The sequence below is a fragment of the Kitasatospora sp. NPDC056181 genome, assembly GCF_042266225.1.
Lineage (GTDB): Bacteria > Actinomycetota > Actinomycetes > Streptomycetales > Streptomycetaceae > Kitasatospora.
Genome location: NZ_JBHJUK010000093.1, coordinates 1 through 19,256, shown reverse-complemented (window position 1 = coordinate 19,256; position 19,256 = coordinate 1). Strand labels below are relative to the sequence as shown.

Genomic DNA, 19,256 nt, shown 5'->3' with positions numbered 1-19,256 from the left:
ATGAGCGTTATGGCGAGGGAAACATCCGAAAACCCCGGGCGGCTGAAGCAGATCCGCCTGGCGTACACCATGACCAAGAAGGTCGACACCAAGATCGGCCTGATCATCGCCGGCGTCGGCCTGCTGACCTTCGGCGTGTTCCTCGCCATCGGCTTCGCAATCGACCACCCCATCTACCTGGGCATCCTGGGCTTCATCGTGGCCTTCCTGGCCATGGCGATCGTCTTCGGGCGCCGGGCCGAGCGCGCAGCGTTCGGGCAGATGGAGGGGCAGCCGGGAGCCGTGGCGGCGGTGCTCAACAACATCCGGCGAGGCTGGAGCGCGAGCCCCACCCCGGTGGCGGTGACCCGCAACCAGGACGCGGTCTACCGCGCCGTGGGCCGGGCCGGCATCGCGCTGATCGGCGAGGGCAACCCGAACAGGGTGCGTCAGCTGCTGGCCTCGGAGAAGAGGAAGATGGCCCGGGTCGTCGGTGACGTCCCGGTGCACGACATCGTGGTGGGCGACGGCGAGGGCGAGATCCCGCTCAAGAAGCTGCAGATCCACCTGATGCGTCTGCCGCGCGCCATCACCCCGGCCCAGGTCACCGAGACCAACGACCGGCTGCGCGCACTGGGCGACCTGCTCTCCAAGGCGCCGATCCCCAAGGGCCCGATGCCCAAGGGTGCCCGGATGCCCAAGGGCGGCCAGGCCCGCTGATCCACCCCTCCCCATTCGTACGAAACGGCCCCGCCGCGGAAGTTCCGCGGCGGGGCCGTTCGACGTTTGCAGGGGCCTTGCGGGGGGCGGGGCCTTCACGACCTCACCGTCGGGCCTCCAGGACCTCACCGCCGGGCCTCCACGGCCTCCACGGCGCTCGACCGCCGAGGGGCGCGTTCAGGGGCCGCCCTCCGGCGTCAGATGCGGACCTCGGCGGTGCCGACCGCCTTGTCGTGTAGCCCGCGGGAGTCACGGTCCCAGACCAGGGCCGGCACCAGCAGGCAGAGCAGCAGCGTGCGCAGCAGCACCTGCGGGATGGTCGCGCGGCTGCCGTCCAGGCGCACCACCCGCAGGCCGAACAGCCGCTTGCCGACGGTCGTCCCCGTGGTGGCGAGCAGCAGCACGGTGACGGTGAAGAAGAGCGGGGTGGTCCACATGTTGGCCGAGCCCGGGGAGCCCTTGGCGATCAGCCCGAAGGCGACCAGGGAGACGAGCCAGCCGTCGACGAACAGTGCGCCCAGCCGGCGGCCCGGGCCGGCGATCGAGCCGGGGCCCTCCTGCGGCAGCCCGAGGCGCTCACCGCGGTAGCCGAAGTCGGTGCCCATCTTCTCGGCGGCCGCCTTCGGGCCGTCGATCCACGATCCCAACGCTTCTCTGGTGTCCACGAATCCACACTAACCGGGCGGACGGTCCGGACCTGCACCGCCTCCCCCGGAGGGTGAATCGCGTCTCCGGGCGGTTTCCAAGTGGTCCAGACCACTTGGGAGGCCCGCCCCGGGAGGGCGAAGCGTTTTGTCCCGGAGCGTACGACTTTGCCGCCCGTTCAACACGGCCGGTTAACATTCAGGAAACGACCGGGTCACCGGTTGGAAACGGGCCATTCCTAGGGTGAGCCCATTCGCACGCCGAGGAGGATGGATGTTCAACAACGCCGCCGAAGTGAAGCAGTTCATTCAGGACAACGATGTGAAGTTCATCGACGTCCGGTTCTGCGATCTGCCGGGCGTCATGCAGCACTTCTCCGTGCCCGCGGCCACCTTCGACCCGTCCGAGATCCTGATGTTCGACGGCTCGTCGATCCGCGGCTTCCAGGCCATCCACGAGTCCGACATGGCACTCGTCCCGGACCTGGCCACGGCCCGGCTCGACCCGTTCCGCACCGAGAAGCACCTCAACATCAACTTCTTCATCCAGGACCCGGTCACCGGCGAGGCCTACAGCCGCGACCCGCGCAACGTCGCCAAGAAGGCGGAGGCCTACCTCGCCTCCTCCGGCATCGCCGACACCGCGTACTTCGGCCCCGAGGCCGAGTTCTACGTCTTCGACTCGGTCCGCTTCGACACCAGCGCCAACGCCTCGTACTACCACATCGACTCCGAGGCGGGCGCCTGGAACACCGGCTCCGCCGAGGGCGACGTCCGCGGCTACAAGGTCAAGTACAAGGGCGGCTACTTCCCGATCCCGCCGGTCGACCACTTCGCCGACCTGCGCGCCGAGATGTCCCTGGAACTGGCCGCGGCCGGCCTCGAGGTCGAGCGCCAGCACCACGAGGTCGGCACCGCCGGCCAGGCGGAGATCAACTACAAGTTCAACACCCTGCTGCACGCCGCCGACGACCTGATGCTGTTCAAGTACATCATCAAGAACGTCGCCTGGCGCAACGGCAAGACCGCCACCTTCATGCCGAAGCCGATCTTCGGCGACAACGGCTCGGGCATGCACGTCCACCAGTCGCTGTGGACCGAGGGCTCGCCGCTCTTCTACGACGAGCAGGGCTACGCCGGGCTCTCCGACACCGCCCGCTACTACATCGGCGGGCTGCTCAAGCACGCCCCGTCGCTGCTGGCCTTCACCAACCCGTCGGTGAACTCCTACCACCGGCTGGTCCCGGGCTTCGAGGCGCCGGTCAACCTGGTGTACTCGCAGCGCAACCGCTCGGCCGCGATCCGCATCCCGATCACCGGCTCCAACGCCAAGGCCAAGCGCATCGAGTTCCGCGCGCCGGACCCTGCGTCCAACCCGTACCTGGCCTTCGCCGCGATGCTGATGGCCGGCCTCGACGGCATCAAGAACAAGATCGAGCCGCTGGAGCCGGTCGACAAGGACCTCTACGAGCTGGCCCCGGAGGAGCACGCCAACGTCCCCCAGGTGCCGTCCTCGCTGCCGGCCGTCCTGGAGGCCCTGGAGGCCGACCACGAGTACCTGCTCGCGGGCAACGTCTTCACGCCCGACCTGATCGAGACCTGGATCGACTTCAAGCGGACCCACGAGATCGCCCCGATCGCCCTGCGTCCGCACCCGCACGAGTTCGAGCTCTACTACGACCTGTAGGAGCCCCTCCGACCTGCGGGAACAACCCGACCGGCGCACCCGCTCCGGTCACCGGTCCTGCACGCCAAGCAGCGATCACCATATACTTCTGCGGCTCGACGGCCTCCGGGTCGTCGGGCCGCAGAAGTACACGGGGGCGTGATGGAACTGCGGGACATCGAGATCTTCCTGGTGCTGGCCGAGGAGTTGCACTTCGGCCGGACCGCCGAGCGGCTCCGGGTCTCCCAGGCCCGGGTCAGCCAGGCGATCAAGAAACAGGAGCGGCGCATCGGCGCCGCGCTGTTCGAGCGCACCAGCCGCACCGTGCGCCTGACCGACGTCGGACGCCAGCTGCGCGACGACCTGCAGCCGGTCTACGCGGGCCTGCACGAGTCCCTGGAACGAGCCCGGCTCGCCGCCCGCGGCGTCACCGGCCGGCTCCGCGTCGGCATGATGCCGTTCAACGTCGTCGACCTGCACTTCTACTGGAGGGAGTTCCGCTCCCGGTGCCCGCAGTGGGAGCTGGAGGTCCGCCAGCTGAACTACATCGATCCGTTCGGCCGGCTCCGTGACGGCGACCTGGACGTCCTGGTCGTCTGGCTGCCCGTGAAGGAACCCGACTTCACCGTCGGCCCGGTCCTGTTGACGGACCCCCGGATCCTCGGCGTGTCCGCCGACCACGAGCTCGCCCGGCGCACGTCGGTGCGACTGGAGATGTTCGCCGACTTCCCGCACCCCATGCCACCCGCCATGCCGGACTACTGGGAGGACGGCTACCTGCCCTTCCACTCGCCCCGGGGCCGGACGATCGAACGCGGTCGGCCCGTGACCGACGCGGAGGACCTGATCAACCGGGTCGGCATGGGCGAGATCATCCACGGCTTCCCCAGCCACGTCACCCGGCACTGGGGCATGCCGAACGTCCGCTGGATACCCGTCCCGGACCTGACGACGCTCTCCTACGCCCTGGTCTGGCGGACCGACGCCGAGAACGAGCCGATCCGCGCGCTCGCCGACACCGTGCGCGAACTCGGTACGTTCCGGTTCTGACGCGCCGTCACATTGCGGAGCCGAGGACGCCGCTGCCGCCGCGAGGTGAGGATGCCGTCGCCGGCGAGGTGGCGATCGGCTGCCGCGGAGTGCCCGCCCCGCCGCCCGACGGCGGAGCCGCGCGGTGTGCGTCGAGGCCGCCGACCGCACGGAGCCGTTCGGCCGTCCCGACCGGAGTGCGGCTCATCCGCCAGGCCGGGAAGTCCTCCCCGTCGCGTCGTTCCACCACCGCTCCCGCACAGCGATAACGGTCGGGTTATCGATCGACGCACGAAGCCTGCGTTGATCCGGACACGGCTCCCGAGGGAGGCTTGAGGCACCCGGGCGGGGGGCTCGTCGAGGGCCTCGGTTCCAACCCGCCGCCCCCGCCCTCTCCATGATGTCCCGCTCGTCAGGCGTGGCTTTGCGCTGCCCTGTTCCGGAGAACCAGTCACGACGCCACTGCCTGACACGGGCTCACCCGGTCACCGGCACCAGGAGTCAGACAGACGTGCGAGACAGGTTCGACATGACCGTGACGTACGCGATGCACAACGCCTTGCGAAGGGAGTTGCACCACCTTGCCCGAGCCGCCACCCGCGCCCACCCCGATCCCCGGAACGTCCTGCGCAGCGCCGCGGGCTGGGAGCTGTTCCGGAGCGCTCTGCACGCCCACCACACCGCCGAGGACGACGCCCTGTGGCCCTCGCTGCGCCAGGCCCTGGACGGCCGCCCCTTCTCCCTGGTGCGGCTGGAGGCGATCGAGGCCGAGCACGCCTCGCTCGCCCTCCTGATCGAGGCGATCGACCAGGCGCTGGCCGGCCCCGATCTCGGGATCGACCTGTTCGGCGAGCTCGTCGGCTCGCTGGTCACCGGTCTGCGCGGACACCTCCGCCACGAGGAGGAAGCCGTCTTCCCGCTGGTCCAGATCATCCTGGGCAAGGAGCAGTGGGAGCACTTCGGGCGCGTCCACGCCCAGCGGATCGGGGCCGACGCGGCACGGATCCTGCCCTGGCTCCTGGACGGCGTCACCGGGCGGACCGTGGCCGCCGTTCTGACGCAGCTCCTGCCCGAGTCGGCGCACCACGCGTACGCGCACCAGTGGCAGCCCGCCTACGCGGTGCTCGACCGGTGGGGTACCCGGGGCGCCCTGACCGTCACCCCGCCCTGAGCCCCGCCCTCCCCCGATGCCCTCCGCCGATGACCTCCGCCGTTCTCGGCGGGTTGGCGTCCCTTCCTCTCCCGCGGTCCACGGGCGGGTCCCTGCCCGCGGACCGGTTCCCGCACAGCCCATCCCACACAAGGAGTTCCCTCATGACCATCGTCGAGCCCGTCCAGGGCACCGACGCCGGCCACGTGCCGACGCTCGGGCCCGGTCTACCGGCCGTCGTCCCGCTACGACGATGGCTCGCCCTGGCGGCGGTGGCCGTCGGCACCTTCGCCATGGTGACCGCCGAGCAGTTGCCGATGGGGCTGCTCACTCCGATCGGCGGCTCCTTCGACGTCTCCGAGGGGACGGCGGGCCTGATGGTGACCGTGCCCGGTCTCGTCGCGTCCGCCACCGCGCCGCTGCTGCCCGTGCTGATCCGGCGCGGTGACCGGCGTACGGTCCTGATCGTCCTGCTGGGCCTGATGGCCGGGGCCAACCTGTTGTCCGTGCTCGCCCCGGACTTCACCGTCCTGCTCGCCTCGCGGTTCCTGGTCGGCATCAGCATCGGCGGTTTCTGGGCGCTCGCCGCCGGGATCGCGGTGCGCATGGTGCCCGCCGCGTACGTGGGCCGTGCGACCGCCATCACGTTCGGCGGCGCCACGGCCGCCAATGTCCTGGGTGTGCCGGCCGGAACCCTGATCGGGGAGTTCAGCAACTGGCGGGCCGCGTTCGCCACCGTCGGCGGCCTCGGCCTGCTCGTCGTGGGCGCCCTGCTCGTCCTGCTGCCGTCGCTGCCCGCGAGCGACCCGGTCCGGCTGCGCACGCTCGGGGCGCAGTTGCGCAACCGTGCCGTCCGCGCCGGGGTGCTGACCACGTTCCTGCTGGTGGGCGGTCACTTCGCGGCGTTCACCTTCGTCAGCCCGGTGCTGCAGGACGTCTCCGGCATCAGCCAGAGCATGGTCGGCCCGCTCCTCCTCGTCTTCGGCGCGGCCGGCATCCTCGGCAACTTCCTGGCCGGCGCGCTGGTGGGACGTGACGTCCGCCGCGTGATCACGGCCATCGGCCTGCTGCTCGCCGTGATCCTGGCGCTGTTCCCGATCGTCGGTACCAGCCCCGTCGGCGGCGTCGCGCTGCTGATCGGCTGGGGCCTGGCCTTCGGCGGGGTTCCGGTGAGCGTGCAGACCTGGATCCTGCAGTCGGCGCCCCGGGAGGCCGAGGCGGCCACCGCCCTGAACACCTCGGTGTTCAACCTCGCCATCGCCCTCGGTGCCCTGTTCGGCGGTCTCGTCGTCGACGCCGCCACCCTCACCGCCGCGCTCTGGGTCGGTGCGGCGGTCGGCCTGCTGACCAGCCTGACCGTCTGGCGGACTCGCGGCACTACCGGCTGACGCCCGAACTGACGCTCGCCCAGCCGTGGGCCCTGGCCGTCCACGAGGTGGCGCGCAACATCCACGCGCACCCGACCCCCGGGGAGGTCCTGAAGGAGGCGATCCACGGCATCGCCGGACAAATGATCAATCTCTGGGACGAAACCCCGCGCGCACTGCGCGGATTCGAAGCACGTCACCACGCCATCGGACGAGACGCAACGCCTCGTTCGTCAAGACGGGAATGTCATGAAGGTTCTGCTCACCGGTGCCACCGGCTACATCGGCTCCGCTGTCACCGACCACCTCACCGCCGCCGGCCACCAGGTCGTCGCGCTCACCCGCGGCGCCGAGCCGCGGCCCGGCCGGGCCTGGCACGCCCAGTTGGTCGGAGACACCGCCGACCCGGCCTCGCTGGCCGGCGCGGTGACCTCCGAGATCGAGGCGGTGATCCACCTGGCTCCCCCGAGCGGCGACGCCGACGTCGACACCGCCGCCGTCGAGGCGCTCGCCGCTCCGCTGCGCGGCACCGACCGCCCCTTCGTCTACACCAGCGGCGTCTGGGTGCTCGGCGCCACCGGCACGGCCCAGGAGGTCGGCGAGGAGAGCCCGACCAACCCGATCGACATCGTCGGCTACCGCCCGCGGATCGAGCAGCGGGTGCTGGCCGAGGCCGCCGAGGGCGTGCGCGCGGTCGTCGTCCGGCCGGGCATCGTGTACGGCCGCGGCGGCGGCATTCCCGCCATCCTCGTCGACCGGGCCCGCCGGCAGGAGGTGCCCGAGTACTACGGCGAGGAGGGTGTGCGCTGGCCGACCGTCCACGTGGACGACCTGGCCGAGCTGTTCGTGGCCGCCGTCGAGCGGGCCGGGGCCGGCACCGTCTGGCACGGCGTCGGCGAGTCGGCCGTCCCGGTCCGTGACCTCGCCCGGGCCGCCGGCCGGGCAGCCGGGGTGCTCGCCACCCCGCACGCGGTGCCGGCGGAGCAGGCTGCCGAAATCTTCGGCCCGCTCTTCGCGGACGCGCTCGCCCTCGACCAGAGCGTCAGCGGCGCCGCCGCCCGTACCGCCCTCGGCTGGCGACCGGGCCGGCCGGGCGTGCTGACCGAGCTGGTGTCCGGCTCGTACCGGCCGGTCGAGGTGTTCGGCGCCCCCGACGGCCCGGAGACCGACGCCGAGGTGGCCGCGATCCGCCTCCTGGTCGCCGAGGTCGAGCACGCCCAGCGGAACGAGCTGGTCGACCGGTTCCTGGGCGTCTTCCGCCGGGAGGACCCGGTGTGGACCACCGGCCACGGCAAGCGGCTGTCGGGCTTCGAGGAGATCGCGGCCTTCACCCGGAAGGTGCTGCCCGGTGCGACGGCCGAGTCGTCCGCCGTCTACGACGTCGAGCGCGTGCTCTTCCTGCGGCCCGACGTCGCCGCGGTGAACGTCCGCCAGCAGCCGGTCCGCCACGACGGCGCCCGGATCACCGACCGGCCCGAGGGCCGCCCCTTCTACATCGTGGTCAAGGAGGACGGCACCTGGCGCATCGGCGCCGCCCAGAACACCGTGGCGGTCGACTGACGACCTGCACGGCTTGCAGGGCAGGCGCGGCTTGCACGGCAGGCTTAGCGCCCGAAGTGACAGCAGAGGAAGGTTTCATGACGCACCAGCAGATGTCCGATGCGGAACTCGCCGGACAGCCCGCCGCCTACTGGACCGGTGTCGCCTACGAGGCGCTGATCGCGTACACCCGGGCCCGGCAGGCCGAGAAGAGCTACACCCAGCCGCAGTTCTGGCTGCTGCGCAACCTGTCGGCGAACGACATCTCACCCGATGGCGAGGGGATGACCCTGCCCGAGCTGACGGAGGCCATGAGGTCCTACCTCCGGCCCGAGGACGACCTGGCGGCGGAGTCCGCGGTGCTCGTCGAGCGCGGCTGGCTGAGGCGGGACGGCGAGGACCGCCTGTGGCTCACCGGGGAGGGGGAACGAGCCCGGGTCGACCTGGCGCGCAATGCCCCCGCGATCCGCGCCGCCCTCCACGAGGGCATCGACGACGCGGACTACGTCACCACGGTGAAGGTGCTCCAGCAGCTGATCCGCAACGCGGGCGGGACGGTGGCCTGACGGGCCGACGGGCCTCGGATCCCCCACCCCTCGCGAGCCGGCGCGGGGTGCAGCCGGTCAGCCCGTCGGCCGACCGATCAGCCCGACCGATCAGCTGGGACGAACACCCCTGGTCCGGCCACCTGACGAAGTGGCCGGACCAGGGGTTTCGTGCCGATGGGGAGCGGCCGTGAGGGCAGATCCGACGCCTGGCCGCCCACCCGGAGGTTGCCGGCGCTGTCGGCCCATCGGACGCAACCGCGTGTGCGCTTCCGTCGCGCGGAGGCCGCCGTCCCGCATCGCGGGCCCGCGATGCGGGCGGACCCGCAGGGCCGTCCGCCGTTCGGCCCTCACCGGGGTGCCGGGCCGGCCGGTGGCGGACATCCTGGCACGGGTGGCACCACCCTGTCGTACCTCCCACCACGGGGGCCGACCTGGCGCCGTCCGGGACGGCAGGAGGGAGCGCAATGGGCCCGACCGATTCACCCACGGCCGCACGGGGACGTCTGCTGGCGCGGCTGGCACTGGGCTTCCTGGCGGGCGCACTGGTGGCCCTGGTGGCCGTACGCGGGCGCGGCGGCCTGCTGATCGTCGTCGTCGGGGTGGCCTGCCTGGTCGTCGCAGCGGCCGGGACCTGGTGGGTGGTGTCCCAGCACGGCACGCTGCGGGTGGTCGGGGCGCTGCTCACCCTCGCCGCCCCCGCGGCCGTGCTGGTGCTCTACGCCTGGGCGGACCTGTGGCCCGCCGCACTGGCCGCCGTCCTGCTCCTCGGGGCGGCGGGGCTCTGCGCCAGGGCGGCCCTGCGCGTGACCGGAAGGCCCCAGGGCATGCGGGCGGTCCCGTCCCGGGCTCCCCTGCATCCGGTGCTGATCATGAACCCGAAGTCCGGGGGCGGCAAGGTCGAACGCTTCGGGCTGGTGGAGAAGGCCGAGGCACTCGGCGCGCGGGTCGTGCTGCTGGACCCGTCCACCCGGACGGACGTCGGGGCGATCGCCCGCCGCGCCGTGGCCGACGGCGCCGACCTGCTCGGGGTCGCCGGCGGCGACGGCACGCAGGCCCTCGTGGCCGCGGTCGCCGCCGAGCACGACCTGCCGTTCCTGGTGATCAGCGCCGGCACCCGCAACCACTTCGCCATGGACCTCGGCCTCGACCGCGACGCTCCCGACCGGTGCCTCGACGCGCTCAGCGACGGCGAGGAACTGCGCGTCGACCTGGGCACGGTCGACGGCCGGCCGTTCGTCAACACGGTCTCCTTCGGGGTGTACGCGCAGATCGTACAGAGCCCCGAGTACCGCGACGCCAAAGCCGGAGCCACCCTGGACGCGCTGCCCGACCTGCTGCACGGCTACACCGGCCACCTGGTCGACGCACTGACGGCAACCGGCCGTCTGGAGGCCCAGCAGGCCCTGTTGATCAGCAACAACCCCTACGCCGCGCCCACCCCCGCGGCCCTGGCCGCCCGCAGACCCCGGCTCGACCTCGGCACCCTGGGTGTCGTCGGGATCCACGTGAGCAACGCCGCACAGGCGGCGCAGGTCGCTCTCCGCGGCGCCCGGGCTCCCGGGCTGAGCGTCCTGACGTCTCCCGAGGTCACCGTGGTCTCGGACACGGACGTCATCCCGATCGCCGTCGACGGTGAAGCGCTCCGGCTGCCCACCCCCGTCACCTGCGGCATCCGCCCCGGTGCGCTGCGGGTCCTGGTGCCCAGGAACCGGCCCGGTACGCCGACGGCGGCGCCGCCCCTCGACTGGCGCGAACTGCTCTCGCTGGCCCTCGGCCGGCCCCGGTCGGCCCCGGCCACGTCGGACCGCGCCGATGGCTAGCGCCCGTGACGTGGTGCGCGACCTGATGGCCCTCGACAGCGCCGTCTACGCCACGGTGGCCGCCACCGACACCCCGACACTCGACCGCGGCCTGCGACGCCTGTCGTCCGCCGCCGACCACTCCAAGCTCTCCCTGGCCACGGCCGGGTTGCTCGCCCTACGCCCCGGCCGGACACGGCGCGCGGCACTGCTCGGCGTCCTCGCCGTCGGGACGGCCTCGGCCGGCGCGAACCTGGTGGTCAAGCAGCTGGTGCGACGCCCACGGCCCGACCGCCTGGCGGCCGCGAGCACCATCGAGCGCCACGTCCCCATGCCCTCCACCCCCTCCCTCCCCTCCGGGCACACCGCCGCCGCGGTCGCCTTCGCGGTGGTCACCGGATCCGCTCTTCCCGCGCTCGCGGTCCCCCTCGGCGCGCTCGCCTGCGCGGTCGGGTACTCCCGCGTCCACACCGGAGTCCACTACCCGGGCGACGTGGCGGTCGGGGCGCTGATCGGCATCGCCAGCGCCGCCGCCGTGACGGCCGGCGCGAACCACTGGGCGCCGAAGCCCCCCTGCCGGTGACGGCGGATTCCAGGGGCTTCGGCACCCCGGCCGGTGACCGGCCGGGGGCTCGGGCGATCTGCGGCGGGCGCCCCGGCCGGGCGGGATCCCAACCCGCCTCAGCCCGGTGAGGACTCGTCCTGCGGGCCGGTCGCCGCCCGCGGCGAACCCGTACCGGCCGACGGGACCGGCCACTTGAGCTCGACTTCGAGTTCGAGCTGGCCATCGCCGACCTCGATCTCGATCTCACTGCGGAGTTCCTCGGGGATCCGCAGGCTCACCGTCCCGGGGCCGAAATCCAGCTTGGCACCATCGCCGTGCCGCAGCGCGTCGGCGATCGCCGACAGCAGGTCCGCGGCCTCAAGGCGCGACAACGACTTCTTCTGCTCGAACTTGAGGTCCTTCACGACTTCCTCCAACCCTCGGTGGGATCGCACGCCCCGAAGAGCCGCGCCGATCTGCCTCGCGGATGTTCCCGGCCCCGGGGGCCCGGGCTCGCGGAGCCGCACCCGGACCGTGCCGCCCTCGCCGGTCGAACCGCCGGCCTCTCCGCCGAGGCTCCCGGACACCGATACCTCCTCGGTGCCGAGGGCCTCCGGCTCCACGCCGGTGACGCCACCGTCCGTGTCCTCCCCGCGAAGGCGGGGCCGGGAGTCCGAGCCGGCCACCCGGGCGGGACCGGCCGCGCTCGACCGGTTGAAGGCCGCTTCCCAGCATCCCCCACCCGTGGGAGGAAATCGATCTGTCCGCCTCGCCGTGGTGTACCGGGCGGCGTGACGCGGACGAGGTGGGACGACACCGCCACGGCCGATGCCGGCAGTGGTCGGTCCCGGCAGTGGTCGGTCCCGGCCACGGTCGGTCCCGGCAGTGGTCAGTCCCGGGCGAGGGCGAGGACGGCGAGGTCGTCGGCGAGCGCGCCGGCGTAGGCGTGGACGTCGTGGGCGAGGAAGGCGACCAGGCGGTCCGGGGCGGTCGTGCCGAGTGTGGCCAGGCGGCGGGCCAGCGGGTAGAAGGCGCCGGCGGCGTCACGGGCCTCGCTCACTCCGTCGGTGTAGAGCAGCAGGGTGTGGCCGGGCGGGAGGGCCACGGCCGCGGGCCCGGTCGGCACCTCGGGCACGGCCCGCACCTCGGACACGGCGGCCGCGCCCGGCCCACCGGGCGCGGCCCGGCCGAGGCTGCCGAGGCCGAGCGGCAGCTCGAACGGGCAGCGCACCGGTGTGACGGTGTGGCCGGAGAGCAGCAGCGGCGTGACGTGGCCCCGGTTGACGATCTCCACGTACTCCGCGCCGGCCCGGTACTGGAGCAGGACGGCGGTCACGAACAGCTCCTCGTCGCCCCGGGCGGCCGCGTCGCGCAGCACCGCGCGGTCCAGCTGCTCGGCCAGTTCGACCAGGCCGGCGGTGTCGTGGGCGGTCGCCCGGAAGGCACCGAGCACGTCCGCCACCGTCCGGACCGCGCCGAGGCCCTTGCCGCGGACGTCACCCAGCAGCACCCGGGCGCCGAAGCGGGTGTCGCAGACCTCGTAGAGGTCGCCGCCGACCAGCACCTCGGCCTCGGCCGGGCGGTACAGGCCCGCCACCCGCAGCCCGCCGGCCCGTTCGGGGACGGGGCGCAGGACGGTCCGTTGCAGCGTCTCGGCCACCGTACGGGCGCGCAGCAGGGTGCGGCCCTGCCGGATCCGCTGCCAGGACAGGGCGGTGCCCATCACCCCGGCGAGCAGCGTGGAGATGTACACCCAGACGTGGTGCTGCTCGCCCAGGTGCCCGGCGCGATGGGCCAGCAGCAGCTGGAGGGCGAGGGTGCCGGCCGTGGCGCCCGCGGTGACGGCCGGGCCGTAGCTGAACGCCACCACGACCGGCAGCGCGGTCAGCAGGAAACCGGCCGCGACGGCGTCCGGGACGACCGCCTCGGCCGCCAGGTCGAGGATCACCAGGACCGCCGGGAGCCAGGCCACCCAGCGTGGCGGTTTCGGGTCCTCGGCCACCGGGTTCGGCGGGCGGGGAGCTGCGGGCACGACGGAGACCTCCTGGCCGGCCGGTGGGGGCACCGGTCCGGGGCGGACCGCTCCGGGACGACCGGTTCGCCCTTCCATGCTCCCCCAACGGCAGCGCGGCGGCGCCTTGCGGTGGTCCCGGCCGCAGGGGCCGAACGCCCCCGGTCTCCGCGGCGCCCGGCCGGGGTCAGCGCAGGGTGACCGGCCGGGGTCAGCGCACGGTGACCGGCAGGGTCTCGTAGCCGCGCAGGACCAGGCGGTCCCGGCGGGTGGACACGCCGCCGGGGGCCAGCCGGGGGAAGCGGTCCAGCAGGGCCGGCACGGCGACCTCCGCCTCCAGCCGGGCCAGCTGGGAGCCCAGGCAGTAGTGCGGGCCGCCGCCGAAGCTGAGCGGCTGACTGTCGGTGCGGCCCGGGTCGAACAGCTCCGGGCGGTGGTAGCGGGCCGGGTCGTGGTTGGCCGCGCCCAGCAGGACCACGACCACGGTCCCGGGCGGCGTCGGCACGCCGCCCACGGCGAGCCCCTCGGCGGCCGCGACCCGCACGGTGAGCTGGACCGGCGAGTCGTGGCGGAGCACCTCGTCGGTGAGCAGCGCGGGGGCTACCGAGCCGGTCCGCAGGCCGTCCATCACCGCCGGGTGGCGGAAGAGCAGGGCGAGCCCGTTGCCCAGCAGGTTGGTGGTGGTCTCGAAGCCGGCCACCAGCAGCAGCACCAGGTTGGCCAGCAGCTCGGCGCCGGAGATCCGGCCGGGGGCGTCCGCGGCGGTCCGGGCGAGGTCGCTGACCAGGTCGTCCCGGGGGTGGGCCAGGCGCTGCGCGACCAGCTCCGTGAAGTAGCCGGACAGCTCGTCGGCGGCCTCGTCGGCGGCGGTGAGCTCGTCGAGGTCCTGCACCAGCTCCAGCGCGATGGTGAGGTCCCCGGCAAGGCCGCGGAAGCGGAAGCGGTCCGGCCCGGGGACGCCGAGCAGCTCGCAGATCACCTCGACCGGCAGCCGGAAGGCGAAGGCGTCCATGAAGTCGACGGGCGAGCCGTCCGCGCCGCTCTCCGCCATGCCCTCCAGCAGCCGGCCGGTGGCCGCCACCACGGCGGGCCGCAGTGCGGCCACCCGGCGGGCGTTGAACGCCGAGGCGATCAACGAGCGGACCCGACCGTGGTCGGGCGCGTTGCGCTGGAGGATCGAGCGGCCGAGCAGGGTGACCGAGGAGTGCCGGGCGAGGAGCGGGTCGGACAGCAGCAGCGTCTCGGTGTCCTCCAGCGCGAAGGCCGGGTTGCGCAGCACCTGGCTCGCGGCGGCGTGCCCGATGGCCAGGACGGTGCCCGGCCCGGCGGTGGCGGCCGCGCCCAGCCCGTGCGCCCGCGCGTAGAGCGGGTACGGGTCCGCCCTGCCCTCGCCGGTCATCAGCTGCTCGATGATCGATGCGCCGTCCATCCGGTGCTCCCCTCCCGAGTCCCGAGCCCTGGCCTCTCAACCCTCCGCGGGCGGAGGGAAGTTCCCGTGCGGCCCCGGCCGGCCGTGCCCGGCCCGACTCCGGTTCGCCTGCGCCGGGGCGGGCGGTCGGTACGCTGGCCGTATGGAGATCTGGATCAACCCGCGCTGCGGGAAGTGCCGAACGGCGCTCGGCGAGCTGGAGGCCGTGGGCGCCGAGTACACCGTGCGGCGCTACCTGGAGGACCCGCCGACCGCTGCCGAGCTGGAGCAGGTGCTGGAGCGGCTGGGTCTGGAGCCGTGGGACATCACCAGGCTCGACGAGCAGTCCGCCAAGGACCTCGGGATGAAGAAGTGGACCAGGGAGCCGGGCGACCGGGCCCGCTGGATCGCGGCGATGGCCTCGCACCCGATCCTGATCCAGCGCCCGATCATCACCGCGGACGACGGCCACGCCGTGGTCGCCCGGACGCCCGACGCCCTCAAGTCGGTCCTGCCGCAGCGGGGCTGATCCCGGCCGGGGGGCACCGGTGGCGGGGCTCCCCTCCGTCGGTGCCTCCGCCTCCGCCGGTACCTCCGCCGCTACCTCCGTCAGTGCCGCTCTCAGTGCCGCCGCCGGTGCCGCCTGCCGCCTCAGTGCCGCTGGATGCGCTTCACCGGCTCGCCCGGGCGCCAGGACGTGATCCACAGGTGGTCCTCGCCCACGGTGGTGTGCACCACCTGCTCCAGCTCCAGCCGGAAGGCGTGGAACGGGCCGGGCGGCGGCTCCGGGAGATCGGCCTCCCAGGCGGCCAGCTCGACCTCGTCGGTGATCTCGACGGCGCGGCCGGAGACCTTGGAGTCCCCGCCCTCCATCGTCTCGTCGCCCGGGTGGGCGTGCAGCGCGAAGCGGCCGTCCCGCTGGAGGTCGCGGGCCTTCACCGCGCCGAACATCGACCCGAGGGTGAGGTCGGCGCCGACGAACTCCACCTCGGTGCCGCTCACCCGGGGTGAACCGTCCTTGCGCAGCGTCGCCAGGACGTGGTGCTTGTTGGCCTCGAAACGGGCCCGCACGGCGGAGGCCAGATCGGGTTCCTCGTGCTCGAAATCCTGCCAGGTAGCCATGGCGTCAGTCTGGCACCGGGGGCCGACAACCGCCGGTGCGGCCGCGGCGTTCGTCGGTGGCCGGTGCCAGACTGGCCCGGTGACCACCACGACCACGTACATCGCCTTCCTGCGGGCCGTCAACGTCAGCGGCCGGACGGTGAAGATGGAACGGCTGCGGGCCCTGTTCGGCGAGTTGGGCCTCGGCGACGTGCGCTCGTACATCCAGAGCGGCAACGTCTTCTTCACCACCGACGAGCCGGACCGCGCCGCGCTCGCCGGGCGCATCGAGCAGCACCTGACGGAGGCGCTCGGCTACCCCGTCCCGGTGATGCTGCGCACCGTGGAGGAGGTCGAAGCGCTGCTCGTCGCCGAGCCGTTCGCGGGCATCGAGGTCACGCCGGACATCCGGCTGGTGGTCAACTTCCTCTCCGAACCGCTGCCGGCGGACTTCCCCGTCCCGTACACCTCCCCCAAGGGCGACTACGAGGTGATCGGCGCCGACGACGGCACCGCCTACGTGGTGGTCCATCTCCGGGACGGACGGTGGAACGCCCCCGCCAAGCTCTTCGGCAGGTCCTACCGGGGCTCTGCCACCGCACGGTTCCTGCACACCACCGTCAAGATCCTGGCCGCCGCCAGGAGGAGCTGACGCGGCGCAGGACCGCAATCTGGACAGGTGGGGGCCGGTGAGCCGACAATCGGGCCATGACGTCTCCTGAGATCCGGACCCACGTGGTCCGGCCGTCCGAGGTCGAGCGCGAGCACGCGCTCGGAGTGCTGCGGGAGGGTGCGGGCAGCGGCCGGCTCTCGCACGACACCTTCCTCGGCCGGATGGAGCTCGTGCTGCAGGCCGGCACGCGGGCCGAGCTGGACCAGGCGATGGCGGGCCTGCCGGCCGGGAACCCGGTCGGGCGCTTCCTGCTGCGGACGGTCGGCCAGGTCTCGGCGTTCGGCGTACGACTGCGCGGGGCGTGGCGGATCGAGCGGCTGCCCGGACTGAGCCTGCCGCAGTCGGGGGAACGGAAGTTGACGATCGGACGGGTCCCCGGGTCCGGGCTGCGGCTGCACGACATCTCGGTCTCGCGCAACCACGCCGAGCTGCGGCGGGAGGGCGCCGACTGGGTGCTGTACGACCTCGGCTCGACCAACGGCACCCATGTGAACGGCCTGCGGATCGCGGGCGGGGTCCGGGTGCGCCCGGGCGACCAGGTCCGCTTCGGCAACCTGGAGTTCCGGCTCGCCTCAGGCTGAGCCCACCCCCGGCCGGGAGTCGGCGCGGAACTCCCCGGACGCGGAGGCGGCCTGACGGGCCACCGACCCCGCGTCGGCGATCCCGGATCAGCCGTCGGGCCGTCAACTCTGGCCACCGGGCGGGCTGTCGGGCGGATGTCGGACCGTTCGTCAGGGGCCTTTCAGGCAGCGAGGTCACCGGCGGACGACCGTACCCGGGGGCCCGGCGGAGCGGGTGTCGGTGGCCGGTGCGAGGATGCGGTCATGAACCAGGAGACCGAGCTCACCTTCGACGTACGGCGCGAGGCCGAGGAGCGTGCCCGCGAGTTGATCCGGTGCGGCTTCCAGGAGCAGGACGAGATAGCCGAGTCCCTGGTCGACGAGTTCGAGGACCAGGGGCTGGAGGAGGAGGACGCCGAGGAGATCGTCGCCCCGCTCTGGCGGGAGCGGCTGGCCGAGCAGGCGTCCTGGCCGGAGACGACCGACGTGGACCGGCTGGAGGAGGCGTTCGACGCCCTGGAGGATCAGGGCATCGTCGCGGCGATGGACTTCACCTGCTGCGCGAACTGCGGCTACCACGAAATCGGCGGCGAGGCCGAGGCGGACTCGCGCGGCTTCGTCTTCTTCCACCAGCAGGACACCGAGAGCGCGGCCGCCGGGCACGGGCTGATGCTGCGGTACGGCGGGTTCCGGGCCGAGGGCGAGACCAAGGAGTCGGCGGAGCGGCGCACGGTGGAGATCGGCCGCGAGGTGGTGGCGGCCCTGGAGGCGGCCGGCCTGCCGGTGGAGTGGGACGGCTCGCCGGCCAAGGCCATCGCGGTCACCCCGCTGACCTGGCTCAACCGGCTGCCCGAGTAGCCGTCGACGGCCCGCCGCCCGGCGGCGGGCCGCCCCTGGGGCCGGCCGGAGGCGAAGCCCGAGGGGGCCGGCCGGGGTCGACGACCCGGGAGCCGGCCGGGGGGAGAAAGACCCGATGGGGCCGGGGGCCCGGGGAGCCTAAGGGCCGAGGACCCGCTCGACGCCGGCCACCACGACGGCGAGGCCGCGCTCGAAGCGCGGCTCGAAGTCCCCGAAGAAGTCCTGCCCCGCGGCGGCGGCCAGCTCGTACGCGGGATCGATCGCGGCGGCCCGCTGCTCCGCGTCGTAGCCGGGCGCCCGCTCCCCCGGCACGGGGTGGACGGCCTGCTCCTCGATCACGAAGCCGATGGTGTACGCGTACCCGGTGGTGAACGCCTGCACGGCATCGGCGAGTTCGAAGCCGGCCCGGGTGAGGACGCCGAGCAGGGCGTGCTGGCCCTCGGCGTGGCCCTGGTCGGTGAGCCTGGTGCCGCTGAAGACCTTGGCGCCGTCCCGGTAGCCGAGCAGGGCGGTGCGCAGGCCGCGACAGGTTCCGGCCGGCGCCTCCTGCCAGGAGTCCGGCAGGGCGGCGGGCCCGGCGGACATCCGGCGGAGCATCTCGGTGGCCATCTCGTCCAGCAGCGCCTGCATCCCCCGGGCAGGTGGCAGGGGCATATGCCACGCGCGTAGATCATCGGCCCGAAAAAGCGGCCGCCGGTCACTCGGCGGCGCCTCCCAGGATGCCCGCGGCGCCGTCCCGGATGTCGGCCCGGCCCCAGAGCTGCGCGGTGCAGCGCTGGTAGGTGGACTGCCAGTGCGGCCAGTTGCGGGCCACGTCGTCGTCGCAGTCCGCGATCAGCCGCTCGACCAGCGCCGGCTCGACGCCGTCCAGCAGCCAGGCGAGCGCGTCCGCGGTGCCGGGGCCGTCGGCGGAGCGCAGCAGGTCCAGCAGCTCGGGCAGGCTGCCGACCCGGGAGGTCTCCGTGAACACCAGCTCCATCCGCGGCAGCAGCTGGCGCTCCTCGATCCGCAGGTGGGTCTCCAGCCGGGCCGCGAGGTCCTCCATCGCGTAGGCGACCGGCCAGGCGCTGCCCGCGTCCCGGCTGGCGATCCGGACCAGGGTGCTGACCCGGGTGAACGAGTGGTCGAGGTTGTGGTGGTCCGCCTCCAGCCAGTTGAGCAGCAGCCGCAGCTCGGGCGCGAAGCGGCGGACGATCGGCCAGATCCGGGTGTCCTGCTGCTCGTGGTGGCAGGTCAGCATCGCGTTGACGAAGTGCCAGTGCCGCAGCAGCGCCTCGCCCTTGTCGTCCTCGCCGGGCTGGAGCAGCCGCAGCGAGTTGGGCAGCCGCGCCAGGTCGCGGCGGAGCGCGGCGTGCACGAGCCGCAGTCCGGCGAACCGGACGGCCTGCGGCTCCTCGCCGGCGGCGTGCTCACGGTCGGAGCCCCCCTGGGCGGGGGCTGCGGGCGGGGACGCTACGGGCAGCAGATGGCTCGGCATGGCACTCTCTTCACGACTTGGCACGGCTGGTGGAATCGCCATGGGCGGATTCGCGGCTGGCGGTAGGCGGTCCCACCACAGTGGCCGTAGTCGATCAGAGCCGAATCAATGTCCGATTGACGTGCAGGTCAGCGCCCTGTGGGCGCCCCGGAGGGCCCGGCGCCGAAGCCGACGGCCCGGCCC

Annotated in this window: 20 protein-coding genes; 13 read left to right on the top strand and 7 right to left on the bottom strand. The window is 73.3% G+C overall.

The window, feature by feature from the left end:
* The first annotated feature begins 9 nt into the window (after positions 1-9).
* Positions 10-699, top strand: coding sequence for a DUF4191 domain-containing protein (locus ACFC1F_RS28985; RefSeq protein ID WP_148645436.1), 690 nt, complete (start codon positions 10-12; stop codon positions 697-699).
* A 197-nt stretch (positions 700-896) separates the two neighbouring features.
* On the opposite strand, the gene ACFC1F_RS28980 is transcribed toward ACFC1F_RS28985, so the two are convergent.
* Positions 897-1,364: an RDD family protein gene (locus tag ACFC1F_RS28980; RefSeq protein ID WP_209416661.1), complete on the bottom strand. Its 468-nt coding sequence runs from the start codon at positions 1,362-1,364 to the stop codon at positions 897-899.
* Positions 1,365-1,617: 253 nt separating this feature from the next.
* Between ACFC1F_RS28980 and glnA the strand changes: the two genes are divergently transcribed.
* The 8 genes from glnA (at position 1,618) to ACFC1F_RS28940 (ending at position 11,024) form a co-directional block, all read left to right on the top strand.
* Complete coding sequence (gene glnA, locus ACFC1F_RS28975; RefSeq protein ID WP_209416660.1) at positions 1,618-3,030, top strand: type I glutamate--ammonia ligase; 1,413 nt, start codon at positions 1,618-1,620, stop codon at positions 3,028-3,030.
* A gap of 141 nt (positions 3,031-3,171) precedes the next feature.
* A complete protein-coding gene (locus ACFC1F_RS28970) occupies positions 3,172-4,059 on the top strand; it encodes a LysR family transcriptional regulator (protein WP_376162644.1) in 888 nt (295 codons plus the stop codon).
* Positions 4,060-4,549: 490 nt separating this feature from the next.
* Positions 4,550-5,209, top strand: coding sequence for a hemerythrin domain-containing protein (locus tag ACFC1F_RS28965; protein WP_376162643.1), 660 nt, complete (start codon positions 4,550-4,552; stop codon positions 5,207-5,209).
* A 143-nt stretch (positions 5,210-5,352) separates the two neighbouring features.
* Positions 5,353-6,576, top strand: a complete 1,224-nt coding sequence (locus tag ACFC1F_RS28960; protein WP_376162641.1) for an MFS transporter — start codon at positions 5,353-5,355, stop codon at positions 6,574-6,576.
* Positions 6,577-6,804: 228 nt separating this feature from the next.
* On the top strand, positions 6,805-8,115 hold the full coding sequence (locus tag ACFC1F_RS28955) for an SgcJ/EcaC family oxidoreductase (protein WP_376162639.1): 1,311 nt from the start codon (positions 6,805-6,807) through the stop codon (positions 8,113-8,115).
* A 77-nt stretch (positions 8,116-8,192) separates the two neighbouring features.
* The gene (locus tag ACFC1F_RS28950) at positions 8,193-8,660 is read left to right on the top strand and encodes a MarR family transcriptional regulator (protein WP_376162638.1); all 468 of its coding nucleotides are present in this window, start codon (positions 8,193-8,195) and stop codon (positions 8,658-8,660) included.
* A gap of 446 nt (positions 8,661-9,106) precedes the next feature.
* Complete coding sequence (locus tag ACFC1F_RS28945; RefSeq protein ID WP_376162636.1) at positions 9,107-10,462, top strand: diacylglycerol/lipid kinase family protein; 1,356 nt, start codon at positions 9,107-9,109, stop codon at positions 10,460-10,462.
* The gene (locus tag ACFC1F_RS28940; protein WP_376162634.1) at positions 10,455-11,024 is read left to right on the top strand and encodes a phosphatase PAP2 family protein; all 570 of its coding nucleotides are present in this window, start codon (positions 10,455-10,457) and stop codon (positions 11,022-11,024) included. The genes ACFC1F_RS28945 and ACFC1F_RS28940 overlap by 8 nt, the downstream gene beginning before the upstream one ends.
* Positions 11,025-11,122: 98 nt before the next feature.
* Here the strand turns inward: ACFC1F_RS28940 and ACFC1F_RS28935 are convergent, their stop codons facing one another.
* The 3 genes from ACFC1F_RS28935 to ACFC1F_RS28925 all read right to left on the bottom strand — a co-directional run bounded on the left by ACFC1F_RS28935 (position 11,123) and on the right by ACFC1F_RS28925 (position 14,425).
* Positions 11,123-11,410 (bottom strand): amphi-Trp domain-containing protein, encoded by a 288-nt coding sequence (locus ACFC1F_RS28935; protein WP_376162632.1) that lies wholly within the window; start codon positions 11,408-11,410, stop codon positions 11,123-11,125.
* A gap of 464 nt (positions 11,411-11,874) precedes the next feature.
* Positions 11,875-13,017, bottom strand: coding sequence for a PP2C family protein-serine/threonine phosphatase (locus tag ACFC1F_RS28930; protein ID WP_376162630.1), 1,143 nt, complete (start codon positions 13,015-13,017; stop codon positions 11,875-11,877).
* A gap of 190 nt (positions 13,018-13,207) precedes the next feature.
* A complete protein-coding gene (locus ACFC1F_RS28925) occupies positions 13,208-14,425 on the bottom strand; it encodes a cytochrome P450 (protein WP_376162628.1) in 1,218 nt (405 codons plus the stop codon).
* Positions 14,426-14,567: 142 nt separating this feature from the next.
* Here ACFC1F_RS28925 and ACFC1F_RS28920 point away from each other — a divergent pair, with 142 nt between their 5' ends.
* Positions 14,568-14,933: an arsenate reductase family protein gene (locus tag ACFC1F_RS28920; protein WP_148645418.1), complete on the top strand. Its 366-nt coding sequence runs from the start codon at positions 14,568-14,570 to the stop codon at positions 14,931-14,933.
* A gap of 122 nt (positions 14,934-15,055) precedes the next feature.
* Here ACFC1F_RS28920 and ACFC1F_RS28915 read toward each other — a convergent pair whose 3' ends face one another.
* Entirely contained in the window at positions 15,056-15,526 is a 471-nt protein-coding gene (locus ACFC1F_RS28915; RefSeq protein ID WP_376162626.1) for a pyridoxamine 5'-phosphate oxidase family protein, read from the bottom strand.
* 79 nt (positions 15,527-15,605) lie between these two features.
* Here ACFC1F_RS28915 and ACFC1F_RS28910 point away from each other — a divergent pair, with 79 nt between their 5' ends.
* The 3 genes from ACFC1F_RS28910 to ACFC1F_RS28900 all read left to right on the top strand — a co-directional run bounded on the left by ACFC1F_RS28910 (position 15,606) and on the right by ACFC1F_RS28900 (position 17,596).
* A complete protein-coding gene (locus ACFC1F_RS28910; protein WP_376162624.1) occupies positions 15,606-16,157 on the top strand; it encodes a DUF1697 domain-containing protein in 552 nt (183 codons plus the stop codon).
* Positions 16,158-16,213: 56 nt separating this feature from the next.
* On the top strand, positions 16,214-16,759 hold the full coding sequence (locus ACFC1F_RS28905; RefSeq protein ID WP_376162622.1) for an FHA domain-containing protein: 546 nt from the start codon (positions 16,214-16,216) through the stop codon (positions 16,757-16,759).
* A gap of 243 nt (positions 16,760-17,002) precedes the next feature.
* Positions 17,003-17,596, top strand: a complete 594-nt coding sequence (locus ACFC1F_RS28900) for a DUF6891 domain-containing protein (RefSeq protein WP_376162620.1) — start codon at positions 17,003-17,005, stop codon at positions 17,594-17,596.
* 138 nt (positions 17,597-17,734) lie between these two features.
* On the opposite strand, the gene ACFC1F_RS28895 is transcribed toward ACFC1F_RS28900, so the two are convergent.
* A complete protein-coding gene (locus tag ACFC1F_RS28895) occupies positions 17,735-18,250 on the bottom strand; it encodes a TetR/AcrR family transcriptional regulator C-terminal domain-containing protein (RefSeq protein ID WP_376162618.1) in 516 nt (171 codons plus the stop codon).
* Positions 18,251-18,293: 43 nt separating this feature from the next.
* Positions 18,294-19,073, bottom strand: a complete 780-nt coding sequence (locus ACFC1F_RS28890) for a hemerythrin domain-containing protein (protein ID WP_209416647.1) — start codon at positions 19,071-19,073, stop codon at positions 18,294-18,296.
* Between the last annotated feature and the right edge of the window lie 183 nt (positions 19,074-19,256).

What these genes read in the sequence shown, in the direction of transcription:
- ACFC1F_RS28895 (WP_376162618.1), bottom strand. Translation starts at nt 18,250, where the DNA reads ATGCCCCTGCCACCTGCCCGGGGGATGCAGGCGCTGCTGGACGAGATG.
- ACFC1F_RS28890 (WP_209416647.1), bottom strand. Translation starts at nt 19,073, where the DNA reads ATGCCGAGCCATCTGCTGCCCGTAGCGTCCCCGCCCGCAGCCCCCGCC.
- ACFC1F_RS28920 (WP_148645418.1), top strand. Translation starts at nt 14,568, where the DNA reads ATGGAGATCTGGATCAACCCGCGCTGCGGGAAGTGCCGAACGGCGCTC.
- ACFC1F_RS28915 (WP_376162626.1), bottom strand. Translation starts at nt 15,526, where the DNA reads ATGGCTACCTGGCAGGATTTCGAGCACGAGGAACCCGATCTGGCCTCC.
- ACFC1F_RS28905 (WP_376162622.1), top strand. Translation starts at nt 16,214, where the DNA reads ATGACGTCTCCTGAGATCCGGACCCACGTGGTCCGGCCGTCCGAGGTC.
- ACFC1F_RS28900 (WP_376162620.1), top strand. Translation starts at nt 17,003, where the DNA reads ATGAACCAGGAGACCGAGCTCACCTTCGACGTACGGCGCGAGGCCGAG.
- ACFC1F_RS28955 (WP_376162639.1), top strand. Translation starts at nt 6,805, where the DNA reads ATGAAGGTTCTGCTCACCGGTGCCACCGGCTACATCGGCTCCGCTGTC.
- ACFC1F_RS28925 (WP_376162628.1), bottom strand. Translation starts at nt 14,425, where the DNA reads ATGGACGGCGCATCGATCATCGAGCAGCTGATGACCGGCGAGGGCAGG.
- ACFC1F_RS28945 (WP_376162636.1), top strand. Translation starts at nt 9,107, where the DNA reads ATGGGCCCGACCGATTCACCCACGGCCGCACGGGGACGTCTGCTGGCG.
- ACFC1F_RS28970 (WP_376162644.1), top strand. Translation starts at nt 3,172, where the DNA reads ATGGAACTGCGGGACATCGAGATCTTCCTGGTGCTGGCCGAGGAGTTG.
- ACFC1F_RS28985 (WP_148645436.1), top strand. Translation starts at nt 10, where the DNA reads ATGGCGAGGGAAACATCCGAAAACCCCGGGCGGCTGAAGCAGATCCGC.
- ACFC1F_RS28950 (WP_376162638.1), top strand. Translation starts at nt 8,193, where the DNA reads ATGACGCACCAGCAGATGTCCGATGCGGAACTCGCCGGACAGCCCGCC.
- ACFC1F_RS28960 (WP_376162641.1), top strand. Translation starts at nt 5,353, where the DNA reads ATGACCATCGTCGAGCCCGTCCAGGGCACCGACGCCGGCCACGTGCCG.
- glnA (WP_209416660.1), top strand. Translation starts at nt 1,618, where the DNA reads ATGTTCAACAACGCCGCCGAAGTGAAGCAGTTCATTCAGGACAACGAT.
- ACFC1F_RS28940 (WP_376162634.1), top strand. Translation starts at nt 10,455, where the DNA reads ATGGCTAGCGCCCGTGACGTGGTGCGCGACCTGATGGCCCTCGACAGC.